Annotated in this window: 21 protein-coding genes; 8 read left to right on the forward strand and 13 right to left on the reverse strand. The window is 63.8% G+C overall.

Annotated elements, in window-relative coordinates:
• Positions 1-2: 2 nt before the first annotated feature.
• The 13 genes from AC3WMR_RS06025 to AC3WMR_RS06085 form a co-directional block, all read right to left on the reverse strand.
• Positions 3-701, reverse strand: coding sequence for a metallophosphoesterase family protein (locus AC3WMR_RS06025; RefSeq protein WP_199164961.1), 699 nt, complete (start codon positions 699-701; stop codon positions 3-5).
• The gene (locus AC3WMR_RS06030) at positions 682-1,713 is read right to left on the reverse strand and encodes an ATP-grasp domain-containing protein (protein ID WP_492263771.1); all 1,032 of its coding nucleotides are present in this window, start codon (positions 1,711-1,713) and stop codon (positions 682-684) included. Before AC3WMR_RS06030 ends, AC3WMR_RS06025 begins: the two co-directional genes overlap by 20 nt.
• The gene (locus AC3WMR_RS06035) at positions 1,710-2,438 is read right to left on the reverse strand and encodes a class I SAM-dependent methyltransferase (protein WP_233175219.1); all 729 of its coding nucleotides are present in this window, start codon (positions 2,436-2,438) and stop codon (positions 1,710-1,712) included. The genes AC3WMR_RS06030 and AC3WMR_RS06035 overlap by 4 nt, the downstream gene beginning before the upstream one ends.
• Entirely contained in the window at positions 2,435-3,184 is a 750-nt protein-coding gene (locus AC3WMR_RS06040; RefSeq protein ID WP_492263770.1) for a WbqC family protein, read from the reverse strand. Before AC3WMR_RS06040 ends, AC3WMR_RS06035 begins: the two co-directional genes overlap by 4 nt.
• Complete coding sequence (locus AC3WMR_RS06045; protein WP_199164963.1) at positions 3,177-4,298, reverse strand: DegT/DnrJ/EryC1/StrS family aminotransferase; 1,122 nt, start codon at positions 4,296-4,298, stop codon at positions 3,177-3,179. Before AC3WMR_RS06045 ends, AC3WMR_RS06040 begins: the two co-directional genes overlap by 8 nt.
• Positions 4,295-5,518, reverse strand: coding sequence for a class I SAM-dependent methyltransferase (locus tag AC3WMR_RS06050; protein ID WP_199164964.1), 1,224 nt, complete (start codon positions 5,516-5,518; stop codon positions 4,295-4,297). The genes AC3WMR_RS06045 and AC3WMR_RS06050 overlap by 4 nt, the downstream gene beginning before the upstream one ends.
• The gene (locus AC3WMR_RS06055) at positions 5,515-6,066 is read right to left on the reverse strand and encodes a dTDP-4-dehydrorhamnose 3,5-epimerase family protein (protein WP_492263943.1); all 552 of its coding nucleotides are present in this window, start codon (positions 6,064-6,066) and stop codon (positions 5,515-5,517) included. Before AC3WMR_RS06055 ends, AC3WMR_RS06050 begins: the two co-directional genes overlap by 4 nt.
• Positions 6,063-7,160 (reverse strand): CDP-glucose 4,6-dehydratase, encoded by a 1,098-nt coding sequence (gene rfbG, locus AC3WMR_RS06060; protein ID WP_492263769.1) that lies wholly within the window; start codon positions 7,158-7,160, stop codon positions 6,063-6,065. The genes AC3WMR_RS06055 and rfbG overlap by 4 nt, the downstream gene beginning before the upstream one ends.
• Positions 7,142-7,915, reverse strand: a complete 774-nt coding sequence (gene rfbF, locus AC3WMR_RS06065; RefSeq protein ID WP_199164966.1) for a glucose-1-phosphate cytidylyltransferase — start codon at positions 7,913-7,915, stop codon at positions 7,142-7,144. Before rfbF ends, rfbG begins: the two co-directional genes overlap by 19 nt.
• Positions 7,912-11,325, reverse strand: coding sequence for an O-linked N-acetylglucosamine transferase family protein (locus AC3WMR_RS06070; protein WP_492263768.1), 3,414 nt, complete (start codon positions 11,323-11,325; stop codon positions 7,912-7,914). Before AC3WMR_RS06070 ends, rfbF begins: the two co-directional genes overlap by 4 nt.
• Positions 11,326-11,575: 250 nt before the next feature.
• The gene (locus tag AC3WMR_RS06075; RefSeq protein ID WP_492263767.1) at positions 11,576-13,261 is read right to left on the reverse strand and encodes a flagellin N-terminal helical domain-containing protein; all 1,686 of its coding nucleotides are present in this window, start codon (positions 13,259-13,261) and stop codon (positions 11,576-11,578) included.
• Positions 13,262-13,484: 223 nt separating this feature from the next.
• Positions 13,485-15,074, reverse strand: a complete 1,590-nt coding sequence (locus AC3WMR_RS06080) for a class I SAM-dependent methyltransferase (protein WP_199164968.1) — start codon at positions 15,072-15,074, stop codon at positions 13,485-13,487.
• A 154-nt stretch (positions 15,075-15,228) separates the two neighbouring features.
• Positions 15,229-15,984 carry an RNA polymerase sigma factor FliA gene (locus AC3WMR_RS06085; protein ID WP_492263766.1) on the reverse strand — a complete coding sequence of 252 codons (756 nt, stop codon included), beginning with the start codon at positions 15,982-15,984 and terminating at the stop codon, positions 15,229-15,231.
• A gap of 430 nt (positions 15,985-16,414) precedes the next feature.
• On the opposite strand from AC3WMR_RS06085, the gene flhD reads away from it, so the two are divergent.
• The 8 genes from flhD (at position 16,415) to AC3WMR_RS06125 (ending at position 24,179) form a co-directional block, all read left to right on the forward strand.
• A complete protein-coding gene (gene flhD / locus AC3WMR_RS06090; protein ID WP_006219025.1) occupies positions 16,415-16,738 on the forward strand; it encodes a flagellar transcriptional regulator FlhD in 324 nt (107 codons plus the stop codon).
• Between the two features lie 30 nt (positions 16,739-16,768).
• Positions 16,769-17,350 carry a flagellar transcriptional regulator FlhC gene (gene flhC / locus AC3WMR_RS06095; protein WP_025138912.1) on the forward strand — a complete coding sequence of 194 codons (582 nt, stop codon included), beginning with the start codon at positions 16,769-16,771 and terminating at the stop codon, positions 17,348-17,350.
• A gap of 117 nt (positions 17,351-17,467) precedes the next feature.
• Positions 17,468-18,337 carry a flagellar motor stator protein MotA gene (motA, locus tag AC3WMR_RS06100; protein ID WP_025138911.1) on the forward strand — a complete coding sequence of 290 codons (870 nt, stop codon included), beginning with the start codon at positions 17,468-17,470 and terminating at the stop codon, positions 18,335-18,337.
• An 11-nt stretch (positions 18,338-18,348) separates the two neighbouring features.
• Positions 18,349-19,338 carry a flagellar motor protein MotB gene (gene motB, locus AC3WMR_RS06105; RefSeq protein WP_492263765.1) on the forward strand — a complete coding sequence of 330 codons (990 nt, stop codon included), beginning with the start codon at positions 18,349-18,351 and terminating at the stop codon, positions 19,336-19,338.
• 2 nt (positions 19,339-19,340) lie between these two features.
• The gene (locus AC3WMR_RS06110; protein WP_175193820.1) at positions 19,341-19,721 is read left to right on the forward strand and encodes a response regulator; all 381 of its coding nucleotides are present in this window, start codon (positions 19,341-19,343) and stop codon (positions 19,719-19,721) included.
• A gap of 29 nt (positions 19,722-19,750) precedes the next feature.
• A complete protein-coding gene (gene cheA / locus AC3WMR_RS06115; RefSeq protein WP_492263764.1) occupies positions 19,751-21,865 on the forward strand; it encodes a chemotaxis protein CheA in 2,115 nt (704 codons plus the stop codon).
• Between the two features lie 15 nt (positions 21,866-21,880).
• Positions 21,881-22,381: a chemotaxis protein CheW gene (gene cheW / locus AC3WMR_RS06120; protein ID WP_025138907.1), complete on the forward strand. Its 501-nt coding sequence runs from the start codon at positions 21,881-21,883 to the stop codon at positions 22,379-22,381.
• A gap of 91 nt (positions 22,382-22,472) precedes the next feature.
• A complete protein-coding gene (locus AC3WMR_RS06125; RefSeq protein WP_492263763.1) occupies positions 22,473-24,179 on the forward strand; it encodes a methyl-accepting chemotaxis protein in 1,707 nt (568 codons plus the stop codon).
• The last annotated feature ends 2 nt before the right edge of the window (positions 24,180-24,181 follow it).

The following is a 24,181-nucleotide window of genomic DNA, read 5'->3' on the forward strand; positions in this document are numbered from 1 at the left end:
TCTTACTCTGAGGTGTGAAGGATAGTGACGCTATCGACTCTGCCGCCGATTTGCGCGCCCTTATAGAGGTTTTCGTAGCAGAACGGTTCGAATCCCGCGTTCTTCATGGCGTGGGCGGTGCGGTCGATGTCATAGGCCACGCGGCGTAGCCGTATTTCGTCGTTGTCCAGGATCGCATAGGCTGCCTGGCTGTTGCCGTCCCTGGGCTGGCCGATCGATCCCGGGTTGCAATAGCGCTTGTCGCCGAAATCGGCCAGCACCTGGACATGTGTATGGCCCGAGAACAGCAGCCGCACGTCTGCGGGGATGCTGGCACGCTGGATCGTGTAGAGATACTGGTCGCGGGGATCTTCGGGGCCACCGTGCACGAACAGCCGATCGTCGTCGCGTATGAACGCGTGCGAACCTTTCAACCAGTCCACCTGCTCCTTGCTGAGTTGGGTCTTCTGGAAATTGATGATCTGGGTGACGACCCGCGAGCGCGGGCAGTTTTCGTCCAGGGTGATGTAGCTGTCATGATTGCCCAGCACATTGGGCGCGCCCAGGTCGCGTAGCAGATCGATGCAAGCGCCAGGCTCGGCGTAATAGCCGGCAACGTCGCCCAGCGACAGGTAGCGGGTGCAGCCTTGGGCTTGGGCATCCGCGACGACTGCCTCCAGCGCGGGCAGGTTGCCGTGTATGTCAGAAAGAATGGCCAGCATGGATCACAAAGTCCTCGGTGTAGCGCCAGGCTTTGCCTGCGCAGATGCGAGGCTCGGGGGGCGTCTGGCCCAGCAGGTGCAGTTCGATCGCCATCTCCGCCTCGTTGAAGCCGAATGCCGTGCGCAGAGAATTGCTGCTGGAGAAGCGCGGATTGATTTCGAGGAGGAACGCCGTGTCGTTTTCCACCCTGAATTGGAAGTTGGTCGGCCCCAGGGGTTGGAAATGCTCGCAAAGTCGGTCGAGAGCGGCTTCGAGCACCCGATGTTCGGGAACGACCTGCGCGACCAGCGTGTTGCCGGCGCTGGATAACCGGCGCCGGAATATCAGCGGGCGCAGCCGTCGGCCACCGCCCAAGCCGAACACGCCCACCGTGAATTCCTCCTGAGGCGTGCCGACGATGCGTTGCAGCATCCAGGCGTAGCTGGCCTTACGCGTCCAGTAGTTGAAGTCAGCTTCGTCTTCAAGCCATTGGATGCCGCGCGACCCATTGCCTTGCAGCGGTTTGAGCAGCAATGGCGCCGGCCCGAGGCTCGCGATCGCCTCGGCCCAGGATGCGGGCCGAGCCGAGGGGATCACCGGGTAGCCGAAGGCCGCCAGTTCCAGGCCGAAATCCCATTTGTTGCCGGTTTTCTCGATCAGTCCGGCGGTATTCAGGGCAAGTTTCACCCCAAGATCGGCAAAGAACGTCCGATGGCGGTTGAAAAACGCCATATCGATTTCGAGGCCTGGCAGGACCAGGCAGATGCCGTGCGTCTGGACGATGCGAGTCCAATAGTCCAGATAGGCCTGGCTGTCTTCCGATGCGTCCGGCTTCTGTTCGAAGGCATCGCACAGCCTGGGACCGGGGGAGTCGGCATTGCGATCGACCCCTACGACCCGAACGGCGTAGCGGCATTGACGCAGGCTCTTGACAATGCCCTGGCCGATGATGGCGCCCACGCCGGTCACGGCGATCACCATGGTCTCAGGCGGCACGGCGGCGACACCGGTGTCCTGATCCGGCGAACTCATTTGGCGTCCAGTTCCATCAACAAGGCAACGCAAAGATCCGGGAAGTCCACGCCGACCCGCAGCATCGCTTGCAGGTTCGCGTCAAAGTCGTCCAGGGTCTTGAGCACGGCCAGGGGCAGCGGCTTCAGATAGATGCCTTCTTCGTGGGTAACGCGATAACCGGCCCGTTGCACCGCGGCGGTCAGTGTGTCGCGGCAGTACTGGCGCTGATGGCCCAGCGCAATGTCATTGGCGTTCAGGCTGTAGATGTCGTCAATCAACCCCAATTCCAGGCCCAGGCGTCGATTCATCGACTTTGCGTTGGGCACCGCCACGTACATCTTTCCGCCGGGTTTCAGAAAGCGCCGATAGCGCTCCAGGATCAGGTCGGGATCTTCGACGTGTTCGAGAATGAACCCCATGACGATGACGTCGAATTGCTCATTCGGGGTGTAGTCCTCGAAATAGGCTTCGACGATATCGCCGGTGAAACCCGGCGTGTTCTGGCGGAATTGCTCGATCACGACGCTGGCGCCGTCGACGATCACGTGCCGATTGCTGGCCTGCGCAAAAATGCGCGAGGTATAGCCGTGGCCCAGCCCCAGTTCCAGGAGCGAATCGGTGTGCTTGAACCGATCGATGATTCGATGCGGATACCAATTCAGCATCAGGTTGTTTTCGATTTCGGTGGCGCCGTTGGGACGGTATTCCGAAGAGACGGCATTCAGATCGGGTTTCATGTTCATGTGGCGGTCTCGGCCGATGTGGTGATGAATTCACGCCAGGGAACGGCTTGGCCGGCAATGTCGGCCAGGCCTGCGGCGCCGCGGTTTGCAATCAGATCCAGCGCGCTGACGTAGGGCGTGAATTCACCGTGCAGCTGGGAGTAGGGCGGGGTGCCGTATCGGATGTATGACACGGCGATGCCGCGCGACTCGAAGGCTGCGTGATCGAGATAATGCCGCGCACCATGCCCCGTCAGGTAGTGGTCGGCTTCAAGGGCCACGCAAATGTTCACCAGCCGCTGCGTGCTTGCACCCGGAACCTCCAGGGCAGAAGACGCCGAGAAGGGCTTGTTCGCCCCGATGGCCGGATAGTAGTGAACCAGGGCATCCATCGAGGCCCGCGCCAGATCAGCAAGCGTTCGATAGTCAGCCGAAAATACCTGCTCCACCACGGCAAGCATGTCCGCGCGGAACGGCGCACCGTCGTAAGCCTGTTTCAATTGATCGATGTGGCTGCGTTTCCAATTGGTCTGATTGTCGATCCGGACTTCGTTGATCAGTTGTCCGCGCTTGAGCCCCGCCAGCGGGACCGTCAGCCAGCTCGAGCCGGTGCGCGTCTTGATCTGCACCCGGTTGAAAAAGCCCCGCGCGAATTGCACATCGTCGTAGTAGACGAAGTGGTCGGCGAGCCGGATCTGCTCAAGCATGCCCACCCAGGGAAAGTACATGGGCTGGGAAACCACGGCGCAGCGCGACGGGCTAGCCACGGGGCGACTCCTGCACCAGCCTCCGGATCGTGCGGACCACGCGTTCCTGGTCTGCATCAGTCATGTCGTGATAGCTCGGCAAGTTGATCGCCCGCTGTGCAATGTCGTAAGCATGGGTGTTCTGCGGGCAACGCTCGAACATCGGCAGGCTGGACAGGGGGTGGAAGAAGACGCGGGCGTCGATGCCTTCGGGGTTGAGCGCGGCCTGGAGCATTTCGCGGGAAATCCCCAGCGCACGGTCCAGTACCACCGTGGGCATCCAGTAGCCGTTGCGCGTGCCCTCCGGTTCGGGATTGAGTGTCACGCCAGGCACGTCGCGCAAGGCTTGTTGGTAGAACTCGAACACCCGGCGCTTGCCGGCGATCAGCTCGTCGATGCGCTCGAGCTGCGCGCAGCCGATTGCCGCCTGGATGTTGGACATCTTGTACTTGAATCCCAGCAGGTCGGGCCAGAATTGCTTGGTCTGCCTGGCGTGCCGGCCATGGTTGGACAAGGTCGCGGCGGTTTCGTGCAGGGCGGCATCGTTGGTGACCAGCATGCCGCCTTCGCCTGTCGTCAACGTTTTGGTGCCGTGGAACGAAAAGGTGCCGAATGCCCCCATGCTGCCGGCGCGCTGACCGCGGTAGGATGAACCGATGGCTTCTGCGGCATCCTCGATGATGGCAATGCCGTGGCGTTTGCCAATGTCCAGGAGGCGGCTCATGTCGCACAGGTTGCCGTACAGATGGACGGCCAGGATGGCTTTGGTGCGGGGGGTGATCGCAGCTTCGGCCAGTGCCGGGTCGATGCACCAGGAGTCGGGCAGGATGTCCACGAATACGGGCTTGGCGCCCAGGTGCACAATGGGCGCGGCGCTGGCGATCCAATTGGTGTCAGCCATGATGACTTCGTCACCCGGGCCGATGCCCAGCGCCGCCATGCCGATGTGCAGTGCGCCCGTGCAGCTGGACGTGGCGATGGCTTGCCGGGTGCCAATGTGTTGCGCAAACCCGCGCTCGAAGCGGCCCAGGTATTCGTAGCAACGTTCACCCCAGCCATGCCGTGCGGCGTCGGTGGCGTATTCGACTTCCAGATCGGTGATGGACGGTTTGGTGTAGTGGATGCGCGCGCTCATCGGATTTCCAGGGTAGGAACCGCTGTCACAAACTTTCCGCCCCAGGCGTGTACGTGCGGGTTCTGGCCAATGACTTCGTCGACGATGTTCCAGGGAAACACGATCACGTAGTCCGGCCGGGCATCTTTTAGCTTCTCGGGGGCATGGATCGGAATCCGGCTGCCCGGCAGATACTTGCCTTGCTTGTACGCCGCCGCATCGCAGACCAACGGCAACAGATCCGGCTTGACGCCTGCATAGTTCAACAAGGTATTGCCTTTGGCCGCGGCGCCGTAGGCCGCCACGGTCTTGCCTGCGCGCTGTTGCTGGATCAGGAATTCGACGAAGTTGTTCTTGATCTCGTCCACGCGCGCCTGAAAGGCTTGATAGACCTGCGGCGATTGCAGGCCGGCATCGTGTTCGGCCTGCAGCAGGCGCGCGACCGCGGGGCTATCTGCGCGGGCATCGTCCGCGTGGCAGCCATAGACCCGCAGGCTGCCGCCATGGGTCGGCAATTCGTCGACGTCCGTCACGCGTAGGCCGCAGTGGGCGAAGATCCGGCTCACGGCGTACAGCGAGAGATACGAAAAATGCTCGTGGTAGATGGTGTCGAACTGGGTCTGTGCCAACAGGCGCAGCAGGTGGGGGAACTCCAGCGTAATGGTTCCGCCCGTCTTCAGCAGGGCTTTCATGCCCCGGGTGAAGTCGTTGATGTCCGGCACGTGGGCGTAGACATTGTTGCCGATGATCAAATCCGCCGCCTGGCCCTGGGCGTGCAGTCTGCGGCCCAGCGCTTCCGAGAAAAACTCGCGCAGCACGGGAATGCCCAGCGCCTGGGCGGCTTGGGCAGTGCTGGCGGTAGGTTCGATCCCAAGGCAGGCAATGCCGGCAGCGACGAAGTTCTTGAGCAGGTAGCCGTCGTTGGAGGCCAGCTCAACCACCAGGCTGTCGCGTGCCAGCGCCAAGCGCTCGGTGATCATGTTGCTGTAGCGTTCCGCGTGGTCCAGCCAACTGGCCGAGGTGGACGAGAAATAGGCGTAGTCGTGCGTGAACAGCGCATCGGCTTCGGTGTAGTCCTCTGTCTGGGCCAGCCAGCAATGGTCGCAGACGCGGACCTTCAACGGGTAATACGCTTCGGGGCGGCTCAGATCCTGCTCGGTCAGATACGCATTCGAGGGCGGCGCCGTGCCCAGATCGACCAGCGTCAATTGCAACGGCGTCGCGCAATGGCGGCATTTCATACTTGGATTCCTGCGAAATCGTCGGGTAGCAGGGCATGGGCCCGGTCCCGGGGAGAAAGGTCCGTCGCCGTGAGCGGCCAACGAATGTCCAGTCTGGGGTCGTCGTGCCTGACGCCCGATTCCGCCGCGGGCGTGTAGAAGGCCGTGTGCAGATAGAGCAGTTCACTGTCGGCCTGCAGCACCTGGAAACCGTGTGCGCAGCCTTCCGGTATCACCAACATGTCAGCGGATCGGGCATCAAGCTCGTGTGCATGCCAATGCAGGAAAGTGGGCGAGCCGGCGCGCAGGTCCACCAACACGTCCCAGACCCGCCCGCGGATGCAGCGCACCAGTTTCATTTCAGCGTGGGGCGGATGCTGGAAGTGCATGCCCCGTATGGCTCCGGCATGCAGCGTGCGTGACTGGTTGATCTGCACGATCTGCCGCGACCCGATGACGTGGGCCAGTTCCTCTGCGCAAAACAGGCGGGAAAAGGCGCCCCGCGTGTCCTGGTGTGCCAGTGTCCGGACCACGACCGCGCCGGCGATGGGGGTCGGCATTACATTCATGACCGTGCCCATGCGTTGCCGATGGCGGCGGCCATCTCGACATACCGGCGGAGTTGCTCCAACGACAGGGATTGACCGGTCGCGTGATGATGCCGGTACCAGTCTGCGGTCATCGACAGGGCATCAGGCAGCGCGAGCGTCGGGCGCCAGCCCAGGACGTTGTGCGCCTTGGCGCAATCGAGCAGCAGCAGGCCGGCTTCGTGCAGGGCCGGGCTGGGCGGACGCGCGGCCCATTGCAGCTGTGGCCAGTAGCCATTCAGCATGCCCAGCAACTGCGCCACGCTGCGGTTGTCTTGTGCGGCGGGGCCAAAATTCCAGCTATCGGCGAATGTGGCGTTGCCGGCCAGCAACTGCTGGCCGAGCATGAGGTAGCCCGACAGGCAGTCGAGCACATGTTGCCACGGCCGCGTCGATGTCGGTGAGCGGATTTCCAGCGGCTGGTTCGATTGCACCGCCCGCACCAGGTCCGGCACCAGCCGATCCGGGGCCCAATCGCCACCGCCGATGACGTTGCCGGCCCGCGCCGAGGCCAGCAGCACCGGCGCACCGGCTTGCCAGAACGACTTGCGATAGCTTTCCACCAGGATTTCGCAGGCAGCCTTGGACGCGCTATAGGGGTCGTGGCCACCCAGGATGTCGTTCTCGCGATACCCCCAATGCCATTCCCGGTTGGCGTAGACCTTGTCCGTGGTGACGACGACCACGGCGCGGACACCAGGCGTGCGGCGGCAAGCGTCCAGAACATTCGCCGTGCCCATGACATTGGTTGACCAGCTGTCCAGTGGCGCACCGTAGGATTGCCGTACCAGGGTCTGCGCGGCCAGGTGAAAGACAATATCCGGCCGAGCCTGCGCCATGGCGTCGGTTACGGCGTCTGCGTCGCGCACATCGCCGCGCAGGTCCACCGCGCAATCCCGCAGTCCGGTCCAGTGGCTCGGTTCGTCCAATTGCGGCAGCGACAGTCCGGTCACCCGCGCGCCCAGCTGCTTCAACCAGATCGCGAGCCAGCTGCCCTTGAACCCGGTATGGCCGGTGAGCAGGACCCGGGCGCCGTCGTAGGCTCCGTCAAATTGCGTTACGCCCATTTTTTCCATGGCGGATTTCCCTGCGCCCACAAGGCTTCCAGCTGGTTCTTGTCGCGCAGCGTGTCCATGGGCTGCCAGAAACCCAGATGTTCGTAGGCCTGCAGCTCGCCATTGCGGCTCAGCGTTTCCAGGGGCACGCCTTCCCACGGCATGTCGTCGCTTTCAATCAACGACAGCACACTGGGCGACAGCACGAAAAAGCCGCCATTGATCAGGCCGCCGTCGCCGCGCGGTTTCTCGGTGAAGCCGGTCACCGCGTCGCCGTCGCGTCGCAGCGCGCCGTAGCGTCCCGGCGGCTGCACTGCGGTGACCGTGGCGGCCTTGCCGTGGCGGCGGTGGAATGCAATCAGGGCGCCGATATCGACATCGGATACGCCGTCGCCGTAGGTGAAGCAGAACGCCTCTTCTTCCTTGACGTAGGCCTCGACACGTTTGAGCCGCCCGCCGGTCATGGTGGTTTCGCCCGTGTCCACCAAGGTGACGCGCCAGGGCTCGGCTTTGCGCTGATGGACTTCCATCCGGTTGTCGGCCATGTCGAACGTCACGTCCGACATGTGCAGGAAGTAATTGGCAAAGTACTCCTTGATCATGTAGCCCTTGTAGCCGCAGCAGATCACGAAGTCGTTCACGCCGTAGGCGGAGTAGGTCTTCATGATGTGCCACAGGATGGGGCGACCGCCGATCTCGATCATCGGCTTGGGGCGAGACTGGGTTTCTTCCGAGATCCGGGTGCCCAGACCGCCAGCGAGGATGATAGCCTTCATGCTTGTTCCTCGCACCATTGGGTATACATTTTCTTGAGTCCCATTTCGAATTCGCGGGTAAAACCCACCTCGTCCATCAGGACGCTGTCCTGCATGGCCTGGCGCAGTTGTTTGCGGATGCGGGCAAGCGCTGGCAAGTCGCTGGCCAGCGCCACGGCCTTTTCCACGTACTCTTGCTCGGTGCCGCAGATCAGTTCGGGGTGGCCCACCGACTTCAGAATCGAGCTTCCCAGGCGGCCGACGCTTGGCCGGTCGGCCAGAGACAGGTAGGGCACGCCCATGTAGATGAACTCCACCAGGGTCGTGCCGGAATTGTGGGGGAAGCAGTCCAGGCCGATGTCGATCTGGCGCAGCACATCCCAGGGCGGGCTGTGGTAGCCGATCATGAGGCGGTCGCGGCTGATTCCGTGGGCTTCGAAGCGAGCGGCCAAGACATCGCACATGGCCGCATCCCGGTAGCTGCCGCTGTCGACCACGAGGCGGGCGTTCGGCACCTGTCGCAGGATCGCGGCCCAGGTGCGGACGGTGCGGTGGTTGATGCGGATGGCGCGCGACAGCGTGCCGAAGGTGACGTAATCATTCGACATCGCAGGCAACGCGCTGACTTCGCCCATCGCCGTGTCGGGACGGTACGCGCAGCAGGTCTTCAGGCGCCAGATCTTTTCCGAGAACAGCGCTTCGCTGCCTGCCGGCGCCATCGCCTCGTCCATGACGATATAGTCGATGGCCGTCAGGCCGGTGGTGTAGCCGTACCCCATCCAGGTCAGTGATACCGGGGCGGGTTTGCGGGCGAACGCGCCGAGCCGGTTGCCTTGGGTATGCCCGGCCAGGTCGATCAGTATGTCGATGCCGTCGGCGCGGATCTTTTCGGCCAGCTCGGCGTCCGTCAATGAGGCGGTAGGCACCCAGTGGTCGAAGTAGGTCTTGAAGCGGGTAGTGACGCTGTCTTCCCTGGCCAGTTCGGCGTAGGCGGTCAGCTCGAACGTCTGCCGGTCGTGATGGGCGAAGACGAGTTCGATAAAGCTGTTGCCTGAGTGCTGTTTGAAGTCGGGCGAGACATAGCCGATCTTCAGCTTGCGGTTCGTGTGCCGTGGGTTGGCATGGGGGCGCCATTTGTCGCGCAGCGGCTGGTAGAGTACGCGATCGCATTCCTGATACGCCTGGAACACCTCCTGGGCGGTGTGTTCCTCGGAATAATTCAGTGTGAACAGCAGATTGCTGCGAGGCAGGGCTTCTGTCGGGAACATCTCCACGGTGTCGCGCGCCGCCTGCGTGGCCAGCGCGACTTCGCCGGCGTCGATGTACGCCTTGCTCAGGTTGACGCGCGCCTTACGCTGCCTGGGGTCCAGGGCAATCGCGGTGCGATTGCTGGCCTGGGCTTCCTTGTAACGCCGTTCGGCGGCCAGGGCGTCCGCCAGCGCCGAATGCGCTTCGGCATGGCGAGGCGCCAGCTCGACCGCACGCCGCCCCGCGCCGATCGCTTCGGAGGTGCGTCCAAGCTGCGTCAGGATGGCCGCCAGCACGATATAGCTTTGGGTGTCGGCCGGTGCCAGATCCACCATGGTCAACGCCGGCCGCAGCGCTTCCTGGCCGCGGAAGGTGCTGAACAAGGCGACGGCCAGCGCTTCCCAGGCGTCCCAGAAGCGGGGCGCGACTTTCGTCAGGCGCCGCGCCAGCGGTTCGGCGTCGAGATAGGCCTTTTGCACCATCAACTCGTGCATGCGCTGGACCTGCGAGGCGATGTTGGCGCCCGGATTGGGTTGATGCCCGCTGGCCGAGAGCACCCGCGCATTCAGGGTCAGGGTGGCTTGGGCGCTGACATACAGGCCTATCAGGGGCATGTAGCCATCCGCCGCTTCGAGCGTGCGGCGCAGTACGTCAGCCCAGGTTCTGGTATTGGCCAGCGCCAGCGCATAGCGTTTGAGCAGCGCCAGGGTTTCACCCACTTCCGCCGGTTCGGCCGAGGATCCGTCGGCGGCCGGCTCGCTGGGCAGCCGGCCCGCGGCCAGATGGCCCAGGATCGCCGCCTGGGCGGGCGAGGGCAGGTAATTGACGGGCTCGTGCCAGAGGTTGAAGCGAGGCAGCGGCGCGTCGCCCGGCGCTGGGGCCGGTTCGGTCAGAAAAGCGGGCAGGCGCAGCGGCGCGTCGGTCTCGGCTTCATAGGGGCCCCGATCCAGACAGTAATGAAGCAGGTCGTTTTCCAGCAGGGTCTGCAGGACACGGCTCAGCGTTTTGGCCGCTGCTGTGGTGTCGATCTGGTTCTTGTGCATCAGCACCGCCACCAGGGTGCTATAGGGCATTGATGCCGGCCAAGCGTGCGCCAGGGTATCTACCACGGTCACGACGTCGTCGTCCTGCGTGATCAGCGCCCGGCCCAGGTGATTCACATAGGTGGCGCCCTGTTCCTGGCCATTGGCTGCCAGGCGGACAAGGCCGGCCGCGTAACGCAGGTCCTGTAACCGGGCCATATCGGGCTGGCTCTGAACCTGCGCGGCACGTTCCTGCGCGACCCAGAGAGATTGGCGAAAGGCGCGTCCTGTGGCGAAATCCAGATACTGCTGGCGTACGGTGGCCGGCTGGCCCATGGCCAGCAGGCTGTGATTGAGCGACACACCCGGACCGAACGACAGGGCAATTTCACTGAGCGGCTGCGCGTCGCCCAGATAGGCCAGTCCGGCCTGGGCGGCAATGCCCGCCAGCTCGACGAAATAGCTGGGGTTGCAGGCCAGCGGCCCGGCAGCCGCTGGTGCGCCGGCCGAATCGGCTCCCAGGGCGCGTTCAAATTGCGCCGCGGCCGCAGCCAGCAGGGCACCGTGCGGGTTGGCCGGCGCCATGCCGTCCTTGAACAGAGACAGCGCCGCGAGGGCGCTTTCCCGCAGCTCGGCATCCGTTTGCGCGGCGTGGCCGTGCAGCAGGATCGCGTCGCGCACGACTTCCAGGGACTTGGCTCCGGGATAGACGTGGCTGTCCAGGTACAGCATGCCGCGTGGCGACAGCAACTGGCCGCAGGCGTGCATCAATGCCTGGCCGGCTTCGGCGGGCAAGTAACTATAGAGGCCCGAGACGATGATGTAGTCGAACAGCCCCAGCTGCGTGCCGATATCGGTGGCCTGACCGGCATACAGCGTCAGGTTGGTCATGCCCAGGCGCTGGGCGGCCGCGGTGCCTTGGGCGATCAGCGCGTCCGACGCGTCGATGCCGATGGCCTGGGCCTCTGGGTAGGCCAGCGCGAAAGGCATCAGGCCCGCACCGTCGCCGCAACCGATGGCCAGTACCCGGGCGCGCTCCAGCGGCACGGTTTCCACGCCATACAGGTGGGCCGTGGCACGCAGCCGCGCGGGGGAATGGCTGGGAGCCAGGCGGCCAGGGTCGGCGGTGGCTTGGCGGTGGGTGTAGGCCGGATAGGACATGTCGTGGTGCGGCGGGGCGGGCACAGGGGAGCTATTGCGGGAATTCTACGAATGGGGGCGAGCGCTCATTCGGCGAATCAGCGTCTGAATTTCCCGCCAGTTTGGACAAAACCGGATTCCGGGGGATCAAAACGAAAAAAACCCGCCGTGAGGCGGGTTTTCGGGGCGCCGGCCAGGGCGCGAAAGACCTTGGCCGGCTGTCCGGACGGGGAAACCGGAGTCTCCCTGCCGTACGGTCTGTTGCCGAGAATTAACGCAGCAGCGACAGCACGGTTTGCGGCACTTGGTTGGCTTGCGCCAGAACCGAGGTGCCAGCCTGTTGCAGGATCTGAGCCTTGGACATGTTCGACACTTCCGTGGCGTAGTCGGCGTCTTGAATACGCGAACGGGCGTTGGACAGGTTGTTGACCACGTTGTTCAGGTTGGCGATCGTCGATTCCAGGCGGTTTTGCACAGCGCCCAGTTCGCCGGTCAGCTTGTCCAGCTTCGTGAAGGCCGAGTCCAGCGTCTTCAGCGGGTCGCTGGTCAGCGTGCCCTTGCTGGTGTCTTCCGTCGTCAGCTTGCCGCTGCTGTTGATCTTGGCTTCGGCGCCGACCTTGGGAGCGTAGTCGCCCGTGCCCGTGCCGCTCTTGACCGTCACCTTACCCGTGTTGGGATCAACCAGGTAGTTGGTGGTGTAGTTCTTGGTGGTCGTGAAGGCGTCCTTGCCGTCGACGTACGTGTTGTTCGAGGCGCCGTTCACGAGCGTCACGGTGGCGCTGGTGATGCCCGAGCCCAGGGTCACGGACGAGTTGGCGGCAGCCTTGACGTTGGCCAGCAGCGCATCGGAGGCGATGGTGTTGGTGAACGACAGGGCAGCAGCGGTACCCGTGTTGGAGTACGTCTTGCCACCGATCGAGACCGACGACGTACCGGCGGCGCCGGTGTTGGCGCCAGCAGCTTGCAGAACGCCATCCAGCGTAGCGGCGGTCGCGCCACCACCGTTGTTGGTGGTCAGGTTGCCAGCGGCGTCCAGGTAGGCGTCTTGGCCGCCGACCGTGACCTTGCCCGTGGCGTCCACGTTGAACGAGGTCGTGGCCGAGCCGTTCGAGTGGGTGTAGGTGCCGGTGGTGGTGCCGGTAGCCGGGCGCAGCGAGGTGGCCAGGGCCGTGATGGCGGTGGCGTCCGAAGCCGACTTGTCGGTGAACGTGAAGTTCTTGTTGGTGGCGTCGTACGTGTAGGTCGTGGCGCCTGCACCGGTACCGACGGTGACGGTGTTGCCGCCTTGCAGCTTGCCGAAGACTTGGTCAGCGGTCGCGGCAGCGTGCGTGGTCGTCACTTGCCATTCGTTGGCAGCGACGGTTGCGCCACCAGCGGCTTGCAGGTCGGACACGGTAGCCGAACGGTTCTGGGTCACGCCCGAGCCGTTGACGTTGAAGCCGTCCAGACCCAGCGTCTTGACGCTGATTTCCGACAGGTTCAGGGTGATCGTTTCGCCGTCGTTGGCGCCGACTTGCAGCGTCAGGGGCTTGGCGTTGGCCGACAGGACCTTCACGCCGTTGAAGTCGGTTTGCTGCGAGATGCGGTCGATGTCCGACAGACGTTGGTTGATTTCGTCTTGCATCGAGTTCAGCTGCTCTTGCGAGTAGCTGCCGTTGCCGGCTTGCACCGTCAGTTCGCGAACGCGCTGCAGGTGGGTGTTGATTTCGGAGGCGGCGCCTTCCGTCGTCTGGGCCAGCGAGATGCCGTCGTTGGCGTTACGAGCGGCTTGGGTCAGGCCCTTGACGTTCGCGGTGAAGCGGTTGGCAATGGCCATACCGGCGGCGTCGTCCTTGGCGCTGTTGATGCGCAGGCCCGACGACAGGCGTTCGATGGCGGTACCCAGGGACGATTGCGACTTGTTCAGGTTGTTCTGAGCAACGAGCGACAAGTAGTTGGTGTTAATGACTGCAGCCATGTTTAGGCTCCCAAGAGAGAAAGGCTTCTTCAAACCGGGCAGCGGGGCCGCCCATCGTTGTAACGGGAAGAATTCGGGTTCTTGCGTCTGCGAATTTCTCCGTTGCCAGGATTACGGCAGTCGCAAATCAATCTTTAGGGCTTTTTTTTGGTATTCGTAAATATGTTGTCGAAAGCGGGGGAAAACGGCGGGCCTGGCTGCAGGGCGGCCCGCCGCGGGCCGGTCAGTTCAGCAGCAGGCCGACGCGGCGCAGCTCGCCCAGAAGGCTGGTGACCACCTCTTGCGCCACCGGATCCAGGTTGCGGGCGCCTTTATAGGACTGGCCAGTGGGATGGAGGTATCGCCCGGAGGTCAGCGCGTCGCGCACCAGGGTGCGTAGTTCGGTCGTGCTGCGTTCGCCGTCGATCTGGCTGGTCGCGTAGCGGTACAGGGCGTCGGCGGGCGCGGTGATAGGGTGATGCCAGAGGTTGTGCATGCCGACCTGGCATCCGGGCTTGGTTACTTGTTGTAGCAACTCAAGGGCGCCCGGAATCAGCCGTGGCCTGGATTGCGCTGCCTGATAGGCGGCGGGTTCCAGGCGGTAGTGCAGGGCGTTGGCCTGGACCAGCGCCACCAGATGGCCGATCACGATGGTTGCCAGGCCGTCGGCAGGCGTCTCGGGGGCCAGCGGGCGCACGGCGTCGACCAGGGTGTCGAACGGCAGAGATTGCGGCCAGGCCTGCGCCAATGCATCCATCAGGGCGATCATCGAGGCGTCCTGGCTATCGATGACGCCGTGCGGGGCGCGGTACTGGCGCTGGCCGGTCGGGCCCGGCTGCGCCGTCAGGTCGGCGGCGAAATGCATGCGGGTGAAGGCGCCGCCTTCGGGCTGGTCCAGCATGCCTTCAGCGCGTTCGGCGTGCACCAGCAAGCTTCTGCGGAAAGAGCGGCCCACGGCAAAATCCAGGTATTGCTCGCGCATTTCGCGGCCGGCGTTGACGGACAGGCCATTCAAGCCCACCGCCACGGCAGCGCCGAAGGTGGACGGGAACGTCACCTGGGGTTCGGCGTCGGTCACATAGGCCAGCCCGGCCTGCTGCGCGGCGGCGGCGAATTCCAGGAAGTAGCACGGCGTGTTGATCGCCTCCAGGTATTCATGCAGCAGGTAGTGGTCGGTCTGGCCGCGCAACTGCCGCGCCGCCAGCTGCAGGGCCGAACGCAGCGGGTTGTTGTGCCACAGGCCGCCCTCGATCAGTTCCAGCATGTCCTTGGCCCGGGCCACCTTTTCCTGCGGCGTTTCGGCGCCGAAGGTATTCAGGATCATGGCGTCGCGGATGACGTCCGACGCCTTCCAACCCGGGTAGGTGTTGTAGCTGATATAGGCGATACCCTCCGGGGCGAGGTTGTCGCGGCAGATGCGCCAGATGGCCTCGCGCACCTCCGGAGGTACCCAGCTGAACACGCCGTGGCAGATGATGTAGTCGAACACGCCGAACTCGGCGGTGATGTCCGTCAGGCTCATGGCCCGCAGATCCACGTTGCGGGCGCCGACCGCTTCGGCGGCCCGTCGGCCGGCATCGATCTGCTGGGGCGAGAGGTCGATGCCGACGATCGTGGCCTCGGGGTGGGCCAGCGCGAATGGCAGCAGGTTGCCGCCGGCGGCGCAACCCAGTTCCAGTACCCGGGCATGGCTCAGCGCCGGCGCGTCCAGGTTGTACAGGCTGGCGACCGCGCGCAGGTGCCCGGGGGACGAATACGAGAACGGCAGGGAAATGTAGGGGGTTTCGTCGTAGGCGTCGGAAATGGCCTGCGTCAGGACGTCGGGTGCATTCATGGCGAAATTCCAGGGGTCGCGGTCGCGGCTTGCGGTTAACCGCTGCCGGCGCACCTAGGGGTGTCAGCCTGCAAGGCTAACAACAATGGCGCCGGGCCGATGGCCCGAACAAGGTGCGAAATTCCCGGGATTCCCGGGCGCTCGTCTGGCGCGGTCAGATGATCTGCGCGATCTGCCCTTCCTGGGGCAAATCCTGCCAGGCCTGCTCGCGCAGCTTGGCGCGGATGCGGGCGGTGGCCTGCGAGCGCAGCTGGCAGACGCGGGCCTCGGTCACGTTCATGATCGCGCCGATTTCCTTCAGGTTCAGGCCTTGCTCGTAGCACAGCGACAGCAGCAGCTTTTCGCGGTCGGGCAGGGTGTCGATGGCGTGGATGAGCGCCTGGCGGAAATCGCCCGCCAGGAGCGAATCCAGCGGATTGCCGCCAGCCGAGCCGTGGTTCAGCGTGGCGGCCCAGTCAGTCTGGCCCGAGGCGGCGTCGGGCTCGGTGGCGAAATCTTCGTAGTGCACGATCTGCACGCCCTGGGCGTCGTGCAGCAGCGTCTGGTATTCGTTCAGCGGCATGTCCAGCTGCTGCGCGATCTCGGCCTCGGTGGGGGCGCGCATCAGGCGCTGTTCCAGTTGCTGGATGGCCTGTTCGATCTTGCGGGCCTTGGCGCGCACGCTGCGCGGCAGCCAGTCCTGGCCGCGCAGCTCATCGAGCATGGCGCCGCGGATGCGGGTGGTGGCGTAGGTTTCGAACTGCGCGTCAGCGGTTTCCTGGTAACGCCGCACGGCGTCCAGAAGGCCGATCATGCCGGCTTGGATCAGGTCGTCCAGTTCGACGCTGGCCGGCAGCCGGGCGAGCAATTGCAGGGCCAGCTTCCGCACTAGCGGGGCATATTCGACCAAGCTGTCATCTGCGTGGGGCATTGCGGGAATGTCGGGCGGTGTCCATCGTGACGCATCGTCGATTGTTGTCAATTTGCGACATTGTCGACAAACGCGCGGCTGCGCTAAAGCTAGCAAGATTCTGTGATCGGCAAGGTGTCATTGTCGGCAAAAGCCGTTATTTCATTCCTTAAAGTACGCAACGTTTTGAATGCTTATTTGGCAAATTGACGTAGATTTGTCAGGAATTTCTATGTCAAGGTGTATCTAAACTTCCAAGTTGCGCAATATCAACAAAGATTTGTCATATAAGTCATAGAAAATGACATGACCTGTGGTAAATTTTACTTAAATTGCGAACAAATGATACATTTCGCATTAAAACAGGATGCAGCGGGCAGGGCGCAACAATGTTGCGAATTGTCCTTGGTTATCAAGCCCCTTCGGTGGGATAGGGAATAGGGAGTCGGGCGTGCAACAAGTCGAAAATTCTTTGCTGGCAGATATTCGCGAAGTGAATCTGTCTTATCTATTGCTCGCACAGCGCATGCTGCGCGATGACTATGCTGCATCGATGTTCCGCTTGGGTTTCAGCAACGAAGTTGCCGATATCCTGATGCGTCTTTCTCCGGCTCAGCTGGTGAAGCTGGCCAGCTCCAGTTCGCTCCTGTGCCGTTTCCGTTTCGACGACTACAGCCTGCTGTCCGCACTGACGCACGATGTGCTGGGCGGCGCGCTGCAGCAAGCGCACGCGACGATCCTGCTGGCCAAGCAACCTGTTGAAGAACTGGCCTGACGGCCTGTCTACCCCACTGGGACACGTGTAATGGCCACCAAGAGCGTTTCGCAGGAAGCGGATGACATCCTGCTTGCCAGCTCCATGATCACGCTGGGGGCGCGGCTGCAGGTGCTCGAGGCTGAAACCAGCCTGAGCCACGACCGCCTGGCACGCCTGTACCGCGAAATACGCGGCTGCTCGCCACCGAAGGGCATGCTGCCGTTTTCGGTCGACTGGTTCATGACCTGGCTGCCGAACATCCATTCTTCGCTCTTCTATAACGTGTATTCGTTCCTGAATGCACGCACCAGCAGCAAAGGCATCCGCGCCATCATCGACGCGTATCGCCTGTACCTCGAAAACGCCGGCGTGGACAACGCCGAGTCCGCCGAACCCGTGCTGAGCTTCACGCGTGCATGGATGCTGGTGCGCTTTTTCGACAGCGGCATGCTGCAGCTGTCCGCCTGCCGCCAGTGCGGCGGCCATTTCATTGCGCACGCCCATGATCCGCAGTCGGATTTCGTGTGCGCGATCTGCCGCCCGCCACCCCGGGCAGGCAAGACCCGCGCCGCGGCCAAAGCCCGCGCCGGCAGCCGTCCCGCACCCGCCGTGGACGCCGCCCGCTCTTGAGCGGCGTGTCCAAATACATCAAAAGCCCTGGAAAACTCCCCGTAACCCGCCTTTTTGGGTCGGGGGGAACAGGGGATCATTGACGCCGGTTTTAGACTTCGTTGGCAGGGGCCTGATGTGTTGATTGTTATCGGTTTTCTCGTGGTGATCGTGTCGGTCGTCGGCAGCTTCATAGCGCTGGGCGGCCACTTGGGCGCGCTTTACCAGCCGTTCGAACTCACGCTGATCTTTGGCGCCGCCTTCGGCGCCTTCCTGGCCAGCAACAGCAAGAAGTCCTTGATGCTGGTCAAGAGCGCGCTGCCCGACATGCTGAAAAGCTCGCGCTACGGCAAGGACGTCTACATGGAGCTGATGGCGCTCCTGTACGTGCTGCTGAACAAGGCGCGGCGCGAAGGCCTCATGGCCATCGAATCGCATATCGAGGATCCGGCGTCCAGCCCGATCTTCAGTGAATACCCTCGTATCGCCAAAGACGCCAAGCTCATGGAGTTCATCACGGACTACCTGCGCATCATGATCAGCGGCAACATGAGCTCGTTCGAAATCGAAACGCTCATGGACGAGGAAATCGAGACCTACCGCCACGAGCGCGAAGTGCCTGCCAATGCGCTCAAGCAGATGGCCGACGGCCTGCCGGCCTTCGGCATCGTGGCCGCGGTGCTGGGCGTGATCAAGGCGCTGGCCGCCGTGGACCAGCCGCCCGCCATCCTGGGCGACCTGATCTCCAAGGCCATGGTCGGCACCTTCCTGGGCATTTTGCTGGCTTACGGCTTTGTCGGCCCGATGGCCTCGCGCGTCGAACGCCGCTCGGACGAAGCCATGAAAGTGCTGGAATGCATCAAGACCACGCTGCTGGCCAGCATGAACGGCTACCCGCCGCAACTGGCGGTGGAATTCGGCCGCAAGGTGCTGTTCTCGTCCGTGCGTCCGACCTTCGGTGAGCTGGAAGAGCACGTCCGGCAGACCAAGTCGACCGCCAAGGCCTGACGGAGCGGGCCATGAGCACGGTAAACAACCACCGTGTGGTGATTCGCCGCAAGAAGGTCCACGGCGGCGGACATCACGGCGGCAGCTGGAAGATTGCCTACGCCGACTTCATCACCGCGATGATGGCGTTTTTCCTGGTGATGTGGCTGATCAGCATCGTGCCGCGCGAAGAACTGAAGGGCATCGCGGAATACTTCCGCATGCCGCTGCGCGTGGCGTTGACCGGCGGCCCCAGCAGTTCGGCCGAAACCAGCGCCGTACCCGGCGGCGGCCGCGATCCTTTGCGCAACGACGGCGATGTGCGCCGCGCGCAGGGCAACCGGGTCGAGGCCCAGCCCATGGGCGACGCCGAACGCCGCGACCAGCACCGCCTGGAAAACCTCAAGAAGCGGCTGGAAAACGTCATCGAGAACAGCCCGATCCTGAAAAGCTTCCGGCCCCAATTGCTGATCGACCTGACCACCGAAGGCCTGCGCATCCAGATCATCGACAACCAGAACCGCCCGATGTTCGCCACCGGCCGCGCCGAGGTGCAGCCCTATATGCGCGACATCCTGCGCGAATTGGGGCCGGTGTTGAACGAGCTGCCCAACAAGGTCAGCATCTCCGGTCACACGGACGCCTCACAGTACGCCCGGGGCGAGCGCGCCTATAGCAACTGGGAGCTGTCGGCCGACCGCGCCAACGCGTCGCGCCAGGAATTGGTGGCCGGCGGCATGAACGAAAGCAAGGTCATGCGCATCCAGGGTCTGTCTTCCAGCATGAGCCTGGTTAAAGATGATCCGTATGCGGCCGTTAATAGACGTATCAGCCTAGTGGTGCTCAACCAGAGCACCCAGCGGCGCATCGAAAACGAGAACGCCGCCGCTGCGGACGTGAGCGCCAAGGATGCCCGCGAGGTTGGAACGGCCGTGGAGGCGGTGCAAGCCGCCGCCCAGGCCACGACGGCAACCAAGCAGGGCGAAACGGCGGCAACGCCGCAAGCCGAAGGGGCTCGATAGCAATGGCGGCAACGATTCTGGTGGCGGACGACTCGGCGACGATGAGAATGATCGTTCAGGCGACGCTGACGGGCGCGGGGTGGAAGGTGCTGACGGCCGGCAACGGCCAGGAAGCGCTGGAGATGGCCAAGAGCCACCCGGTGGACCTCGTGGTCAGCGACTGGAACATGCCCGTGATGGGCGGCCTGGAGCTGATCCAGGGTTTGCGTGAACAGGACCAGTACCTGGACGTACCGGTGCTGGTGCTGACCACCGAAGACGATGTGGATAGCAAGATGGCCGCTCGGGATCTGGGCGTTTGTGGCTGGCTTTCCAAGCCGGTCGACCCCGATGTGCTGGTGGAATTGGCGTCCGAATTGCTCGACGAGCAGTCCGGCGCGTAAGCAAGTTCATTTATGAAGGCGTACGGGTCATGAGTTCTGGTTTGGATCTCAGTCAGTTTTACGAGACCTTTTTCGACGAGGCAGACGAGCTGCTCGCGCAAATGGAGCAGCTTCTGCTCGAGCTCGACGTGGGTGCGCCCGACATCGAGCAGCTCAATGCCATTTTCCGCGCAGCCCACTCGATCAAGGGCGGCGCGGCCACGTTCGGCTGCTTCACGCAGCTGGCGGGCACGACCCATCTGCTGGAAAACCTGCTGGACGCGATCCGTCGCGGCGAAATGGCGCTGCGCACGGACATGATTGATATTTTCTTGGAAACGAAAGACGTGCTCAAAAGCCAACTGGATGCCTACCGGGCCTCCGAAGAGCCCGATGAAGCCGTGTTTGAACGCATCTGCGCGGTCTTGAGGCAGCTCGCCCTGGAGCAGAAGGACCCCGCCGCCGCGGCGCCCGCTCCGGCCCCCGTTGCAGCGCCCGTCGCGACGCCCGTGCCCGCGCCGGTGCAGGTTGCGCCCGAACCGGTGGCCGAGGCCGCTCCGGCCGCCGACAGCGCCGGCCTGCCGTTGCGCGTGCGCATCACCAAGGTGTCCGACAAGGACGCCGAGTCGTTGCTGGAAGAAATGGGCAACCTGGGCCAGGTCAAGGCCAGCGAGCGCGCCAATGGCGTGCTGACCGTGTGGGTCGACAGCACCTGCACGCCGGACGATATCGAAGCGGTGTGCTGCTTCATCGTCGATGCCGACCAACTGAACATCGCCCGTGAGGCCGCGCCTGCCGTGGCGGTGCCGGCGGTTGCCGAGCCGGTCGCGGCCGCCCCGGAGGCTGTGGCCCCGGTCGAAGCTGCCCCGCAAGCCGCCGCGCCGGCCGTGGCCGAATCCGCCGCGGCGGCCGAAGCCATCTCGCAGGCCGCTCGCACCAGCCGCGCCGCCGCGCCCGCCCATGCCGACAAGGAATCGACCTCGATCCGCGTGGGCGTGGAAAAAGTCGACCAGGTGATCAACCTGGTCGGCGAACTGGTGATCACCCAGGCCATGCTGGCGCAGACCGCGTCGACGCTGGACCCGGTGCTGCACGATCGCCTGCTCAACGGCATGGAACAGCTCGAACGCAACGCGCGCGACCTGCAGGAAGCCGTGATGTCCATCCGCATGATGCCGATGGACTACGTGTTCAGCCGCTTTCCGCGCCTGGTGCGCGACATTGCCGGCAAGATGGGCAAGCAGATCGAACTGCAGACCTATGGCCGTGCCACCGAGCTGGACAAGAGCCTGATCGAACGCATCATCGATCCGCTGACCCACCTGGTGCGCAACAGCCTGGACCACGGCATCGAGACGCCTGAAAAGCGGGTCGCCGCAGGCAAGGACCCGGTTGGCCAGCTGGTGCTGTCGGCCCAGCACAACGGCGGCAACATCGTCATCGAAGTCAGTGACGACGGCGCCGGCCTGAATCGCGAGAAGATCCTGAAGAAGGCCATGGCCCAGGGTCTGCCGGTCAATGAGAATTCGCCGGACGACGAAATCTGGCAGCTGATCTTCGCGCCCGGTTTTTCCACCGCCGAAAAGGTCACCGATATCTCGGGACGCGGCGTGGGCATGGACGTGGTGCGACGCAACATCCAGGACATGGGCGGCCACGTGCAGCTGTCGTGCGAGCCGGGCAACGGCACCACCACGCGCATCGTGCTGCCGCTGACGCTGGCGATCCTGGACGGCATGTCGGTGCGGGTGGGCGAAGAAACCTTCATCCTGCCGCTGAACCACGTGACCGAATCGCTGCAACCGACCAACGACCAGATCTATTCCGTGGCCGGCAACGAGCGCGTGATGCATGTGCGCGGCGAATACCTGCCGCTGGTGGAAATGCACCGCGTGTTCTCGGTCGGCTCGGCGCAGACCGACCCGACCCAGGCCATCGCGGTCATCATGCAGGCCGAAGACCGCCGTTTCGCGCTGCTGGTGGATCACCTGATCGGCCAGCACCAGGTGGTGGTCAAGAACCTGGAATCGAACTACCGCAAGGTCCCCGGCATCTCCGCCGCCACCATCCTGGGCGATGGCAGCGTGGCGTTGATCGTCGACGTATTTGCGCTTGCGCGCGCCAACCGTGAGCGTTGGTCGCAGCCCGAAGCCATTCTGAATTGATGGAGAAATAGCCCCATGGCAGCCAAACCGCAAGCGCAAGCCGCGCGCAATGAAGATGTCGGCAACGAGTTCCTGGTGTTTACGCTGGGCGACGAAGAGTACGGCATCGACATCCTGAAGGTGCAGGAAATCCGCGGCTACGACGCCGACACGGTGACCCGCATCGCCAACGTCCCGCCGTTCATCAAGGGCGTGACCAACCTGCGCGGCATCATCGTGCCGATCGTGGACCTGCGCATCAAGTTCAACCTGGGCAGCGTCGAATATAACGAGCAGACCGTCGTCATCATCCTGAACCTGGATCGCCGCGTCGTCGGCATCGTGGTCGACGGCGTGTCGGACGTGCTGATGCTGAACGCCGGCCAGATCCGTCCGGCCCCAGAGTTCGGGGCCACGCTGTCCACGGAATACCTGACGGGCCTGGGCACGGTCGACGAACGCATGCTGATCCTGGTCGACATCGAAAAGATGATGACCAGCGACGAAATGGCATTGGTGGAGAAGGCCGCCTCCTGATCGGAGCGGTTGCAATCCAGTGAGATGAGCGCGCCATATTGAACCAATATGGCGCTTTCCTTAACGATGGCAGTCAGGAGTGGTTCTTGTGATGCGCAAGTTTTTCGCGAACATGACGATACGCAGCAGCCTGTTGTGGGTGCTGGCGTTCTTCTCATTCATGTTGGTGATTGGAGCGGCGCTCGGCGTGCTGTCGCTGCGCATCAGCAACGGCACCCTGGCCGAAATCAAGCAATCGCAGGAACTGGACGACGCGGTAGGCCGCGTCGTGTCCAGCTATAAGGACACGCTGAACGGCCTGGGCCGCTCGGCCGCGGCGAACTACGCCGACATCGTGCGCAGCGTTGGCCAGCCCACGCTCTTGACGCAAGGCCTGTCCAGCGAGGCCGCCGGCCTGCTGGAGCGCGCCAAGGCATCGATGAACAAGGGCCAGGCCGAATTCGATTTCTTCAAGACGCTGCCCAAGCCCCCGGAAGCGGCCGAGTCGTTGAAAGAGGTCGAGGATTCGTACACCGCGCTGGTCCAGCAAGGGTTGACGCCGCTGACCGCCGCGTTGGAAAAGGCCGACATGCCGGCCTACCAGGCGCAGGTGCAGAAGGTGCAGGACGCGCTGGAAGGGCGTTTCGCCCGCGCCGTCGAAGGATTTGATTTCTGGCGCGCCAGCAAAATGCTGGACGCCCATGAAGTGGCGCAGGTGCGCTACCAATTCGTGCTGCTCGCCGTCAGCGCCGGCGGTGTGATCGCTGCGCTGCTGGTGTTCGCCACTTACGTGTTCCTGCGCCGCCGTGTGCTGCAGCCGCTGAAGGAAGCCGGCCATCACTTTGACCGCATTGCCGGCGGCGACCTGACCGCCCGCGTCGACGCCCGCAACACCAACGAGATCGGCCAGCTGTTCGCCGCGCTCAAGCGCATGCAGGAAAGCCTGACTCGCACGGTGGCGTCGGTGCGCCGTGGCGTGGACGAAATCAACGTCGGTTCGCACGAGATTGCGGCCGGCAATACGGACCTGTCCAGCCGCACCGAGCAGCAGGCGGCCTCGCTGGAAGAAACCGCGGCCTCGATGGAAGAGCTGGCCTCGACCGTGAAGCAGAACGCCGACAACGCCCGCCAGGCCAACCAGCTGGCCGCGAGCGCGTCGGACGTGGCCGAGCGCGGCGGCTCTGCCGTGGCCGAAGTGGTCAACACCATGCAGGGCATTTCGGCCAGCTCGCGCAAGATCTCGGAAATCGTGTCGGTCATTGACGGCATCGCCTTCCAGACCAACATCCTGGCGCTGAACGCGGCCGTGGAAGCGGCCCGTGCCGGCGAGCAGGGCAAGGGTTTTGCGGTGGTGGCGGGCGAAGTGCGCTCGCTGGCCCAGCGCAGCGCCCAGGCGGCCAAGGAAATCAAGGGCCTGATCGAGGACTCGGTGACCAAGGTGGGCGCCGGTTCGCAGCAGGTCGAACGTGCGGGTGCCACGATGCAGGAAATCGTGGCGTCGGTGAAGCGCGTGACGGACATCATGGGCGAGATCTCGGCAGCGTCCGAAGAGCAGTCCAGCGGCATCGACCAGGTGAACCGCGCGGTGTCGCAGATGGACGAAGTGACGCAGCAGAACGCGGCGCTGGTGGAAGAAGCCGCTGCCGCGGCCGGCTCGCTGCAGGAACAGGCGCAGCGCCTGGCCGAGGCCGTGGCCGTCTTCAAGATCAATGCGGGCGAAGTCATCGAAGTGCCGGCGCACCGGCTGTCCGCGGGGCGCACGGCGCCTGGGGATGATTCGCGGTTGCAAGCGCCCGATGCGCTTGCCCTTGGACACTGAGG

It is taken from the genome of Achromobacter sp. FW305-C-28, assembly GCF_058783235.1.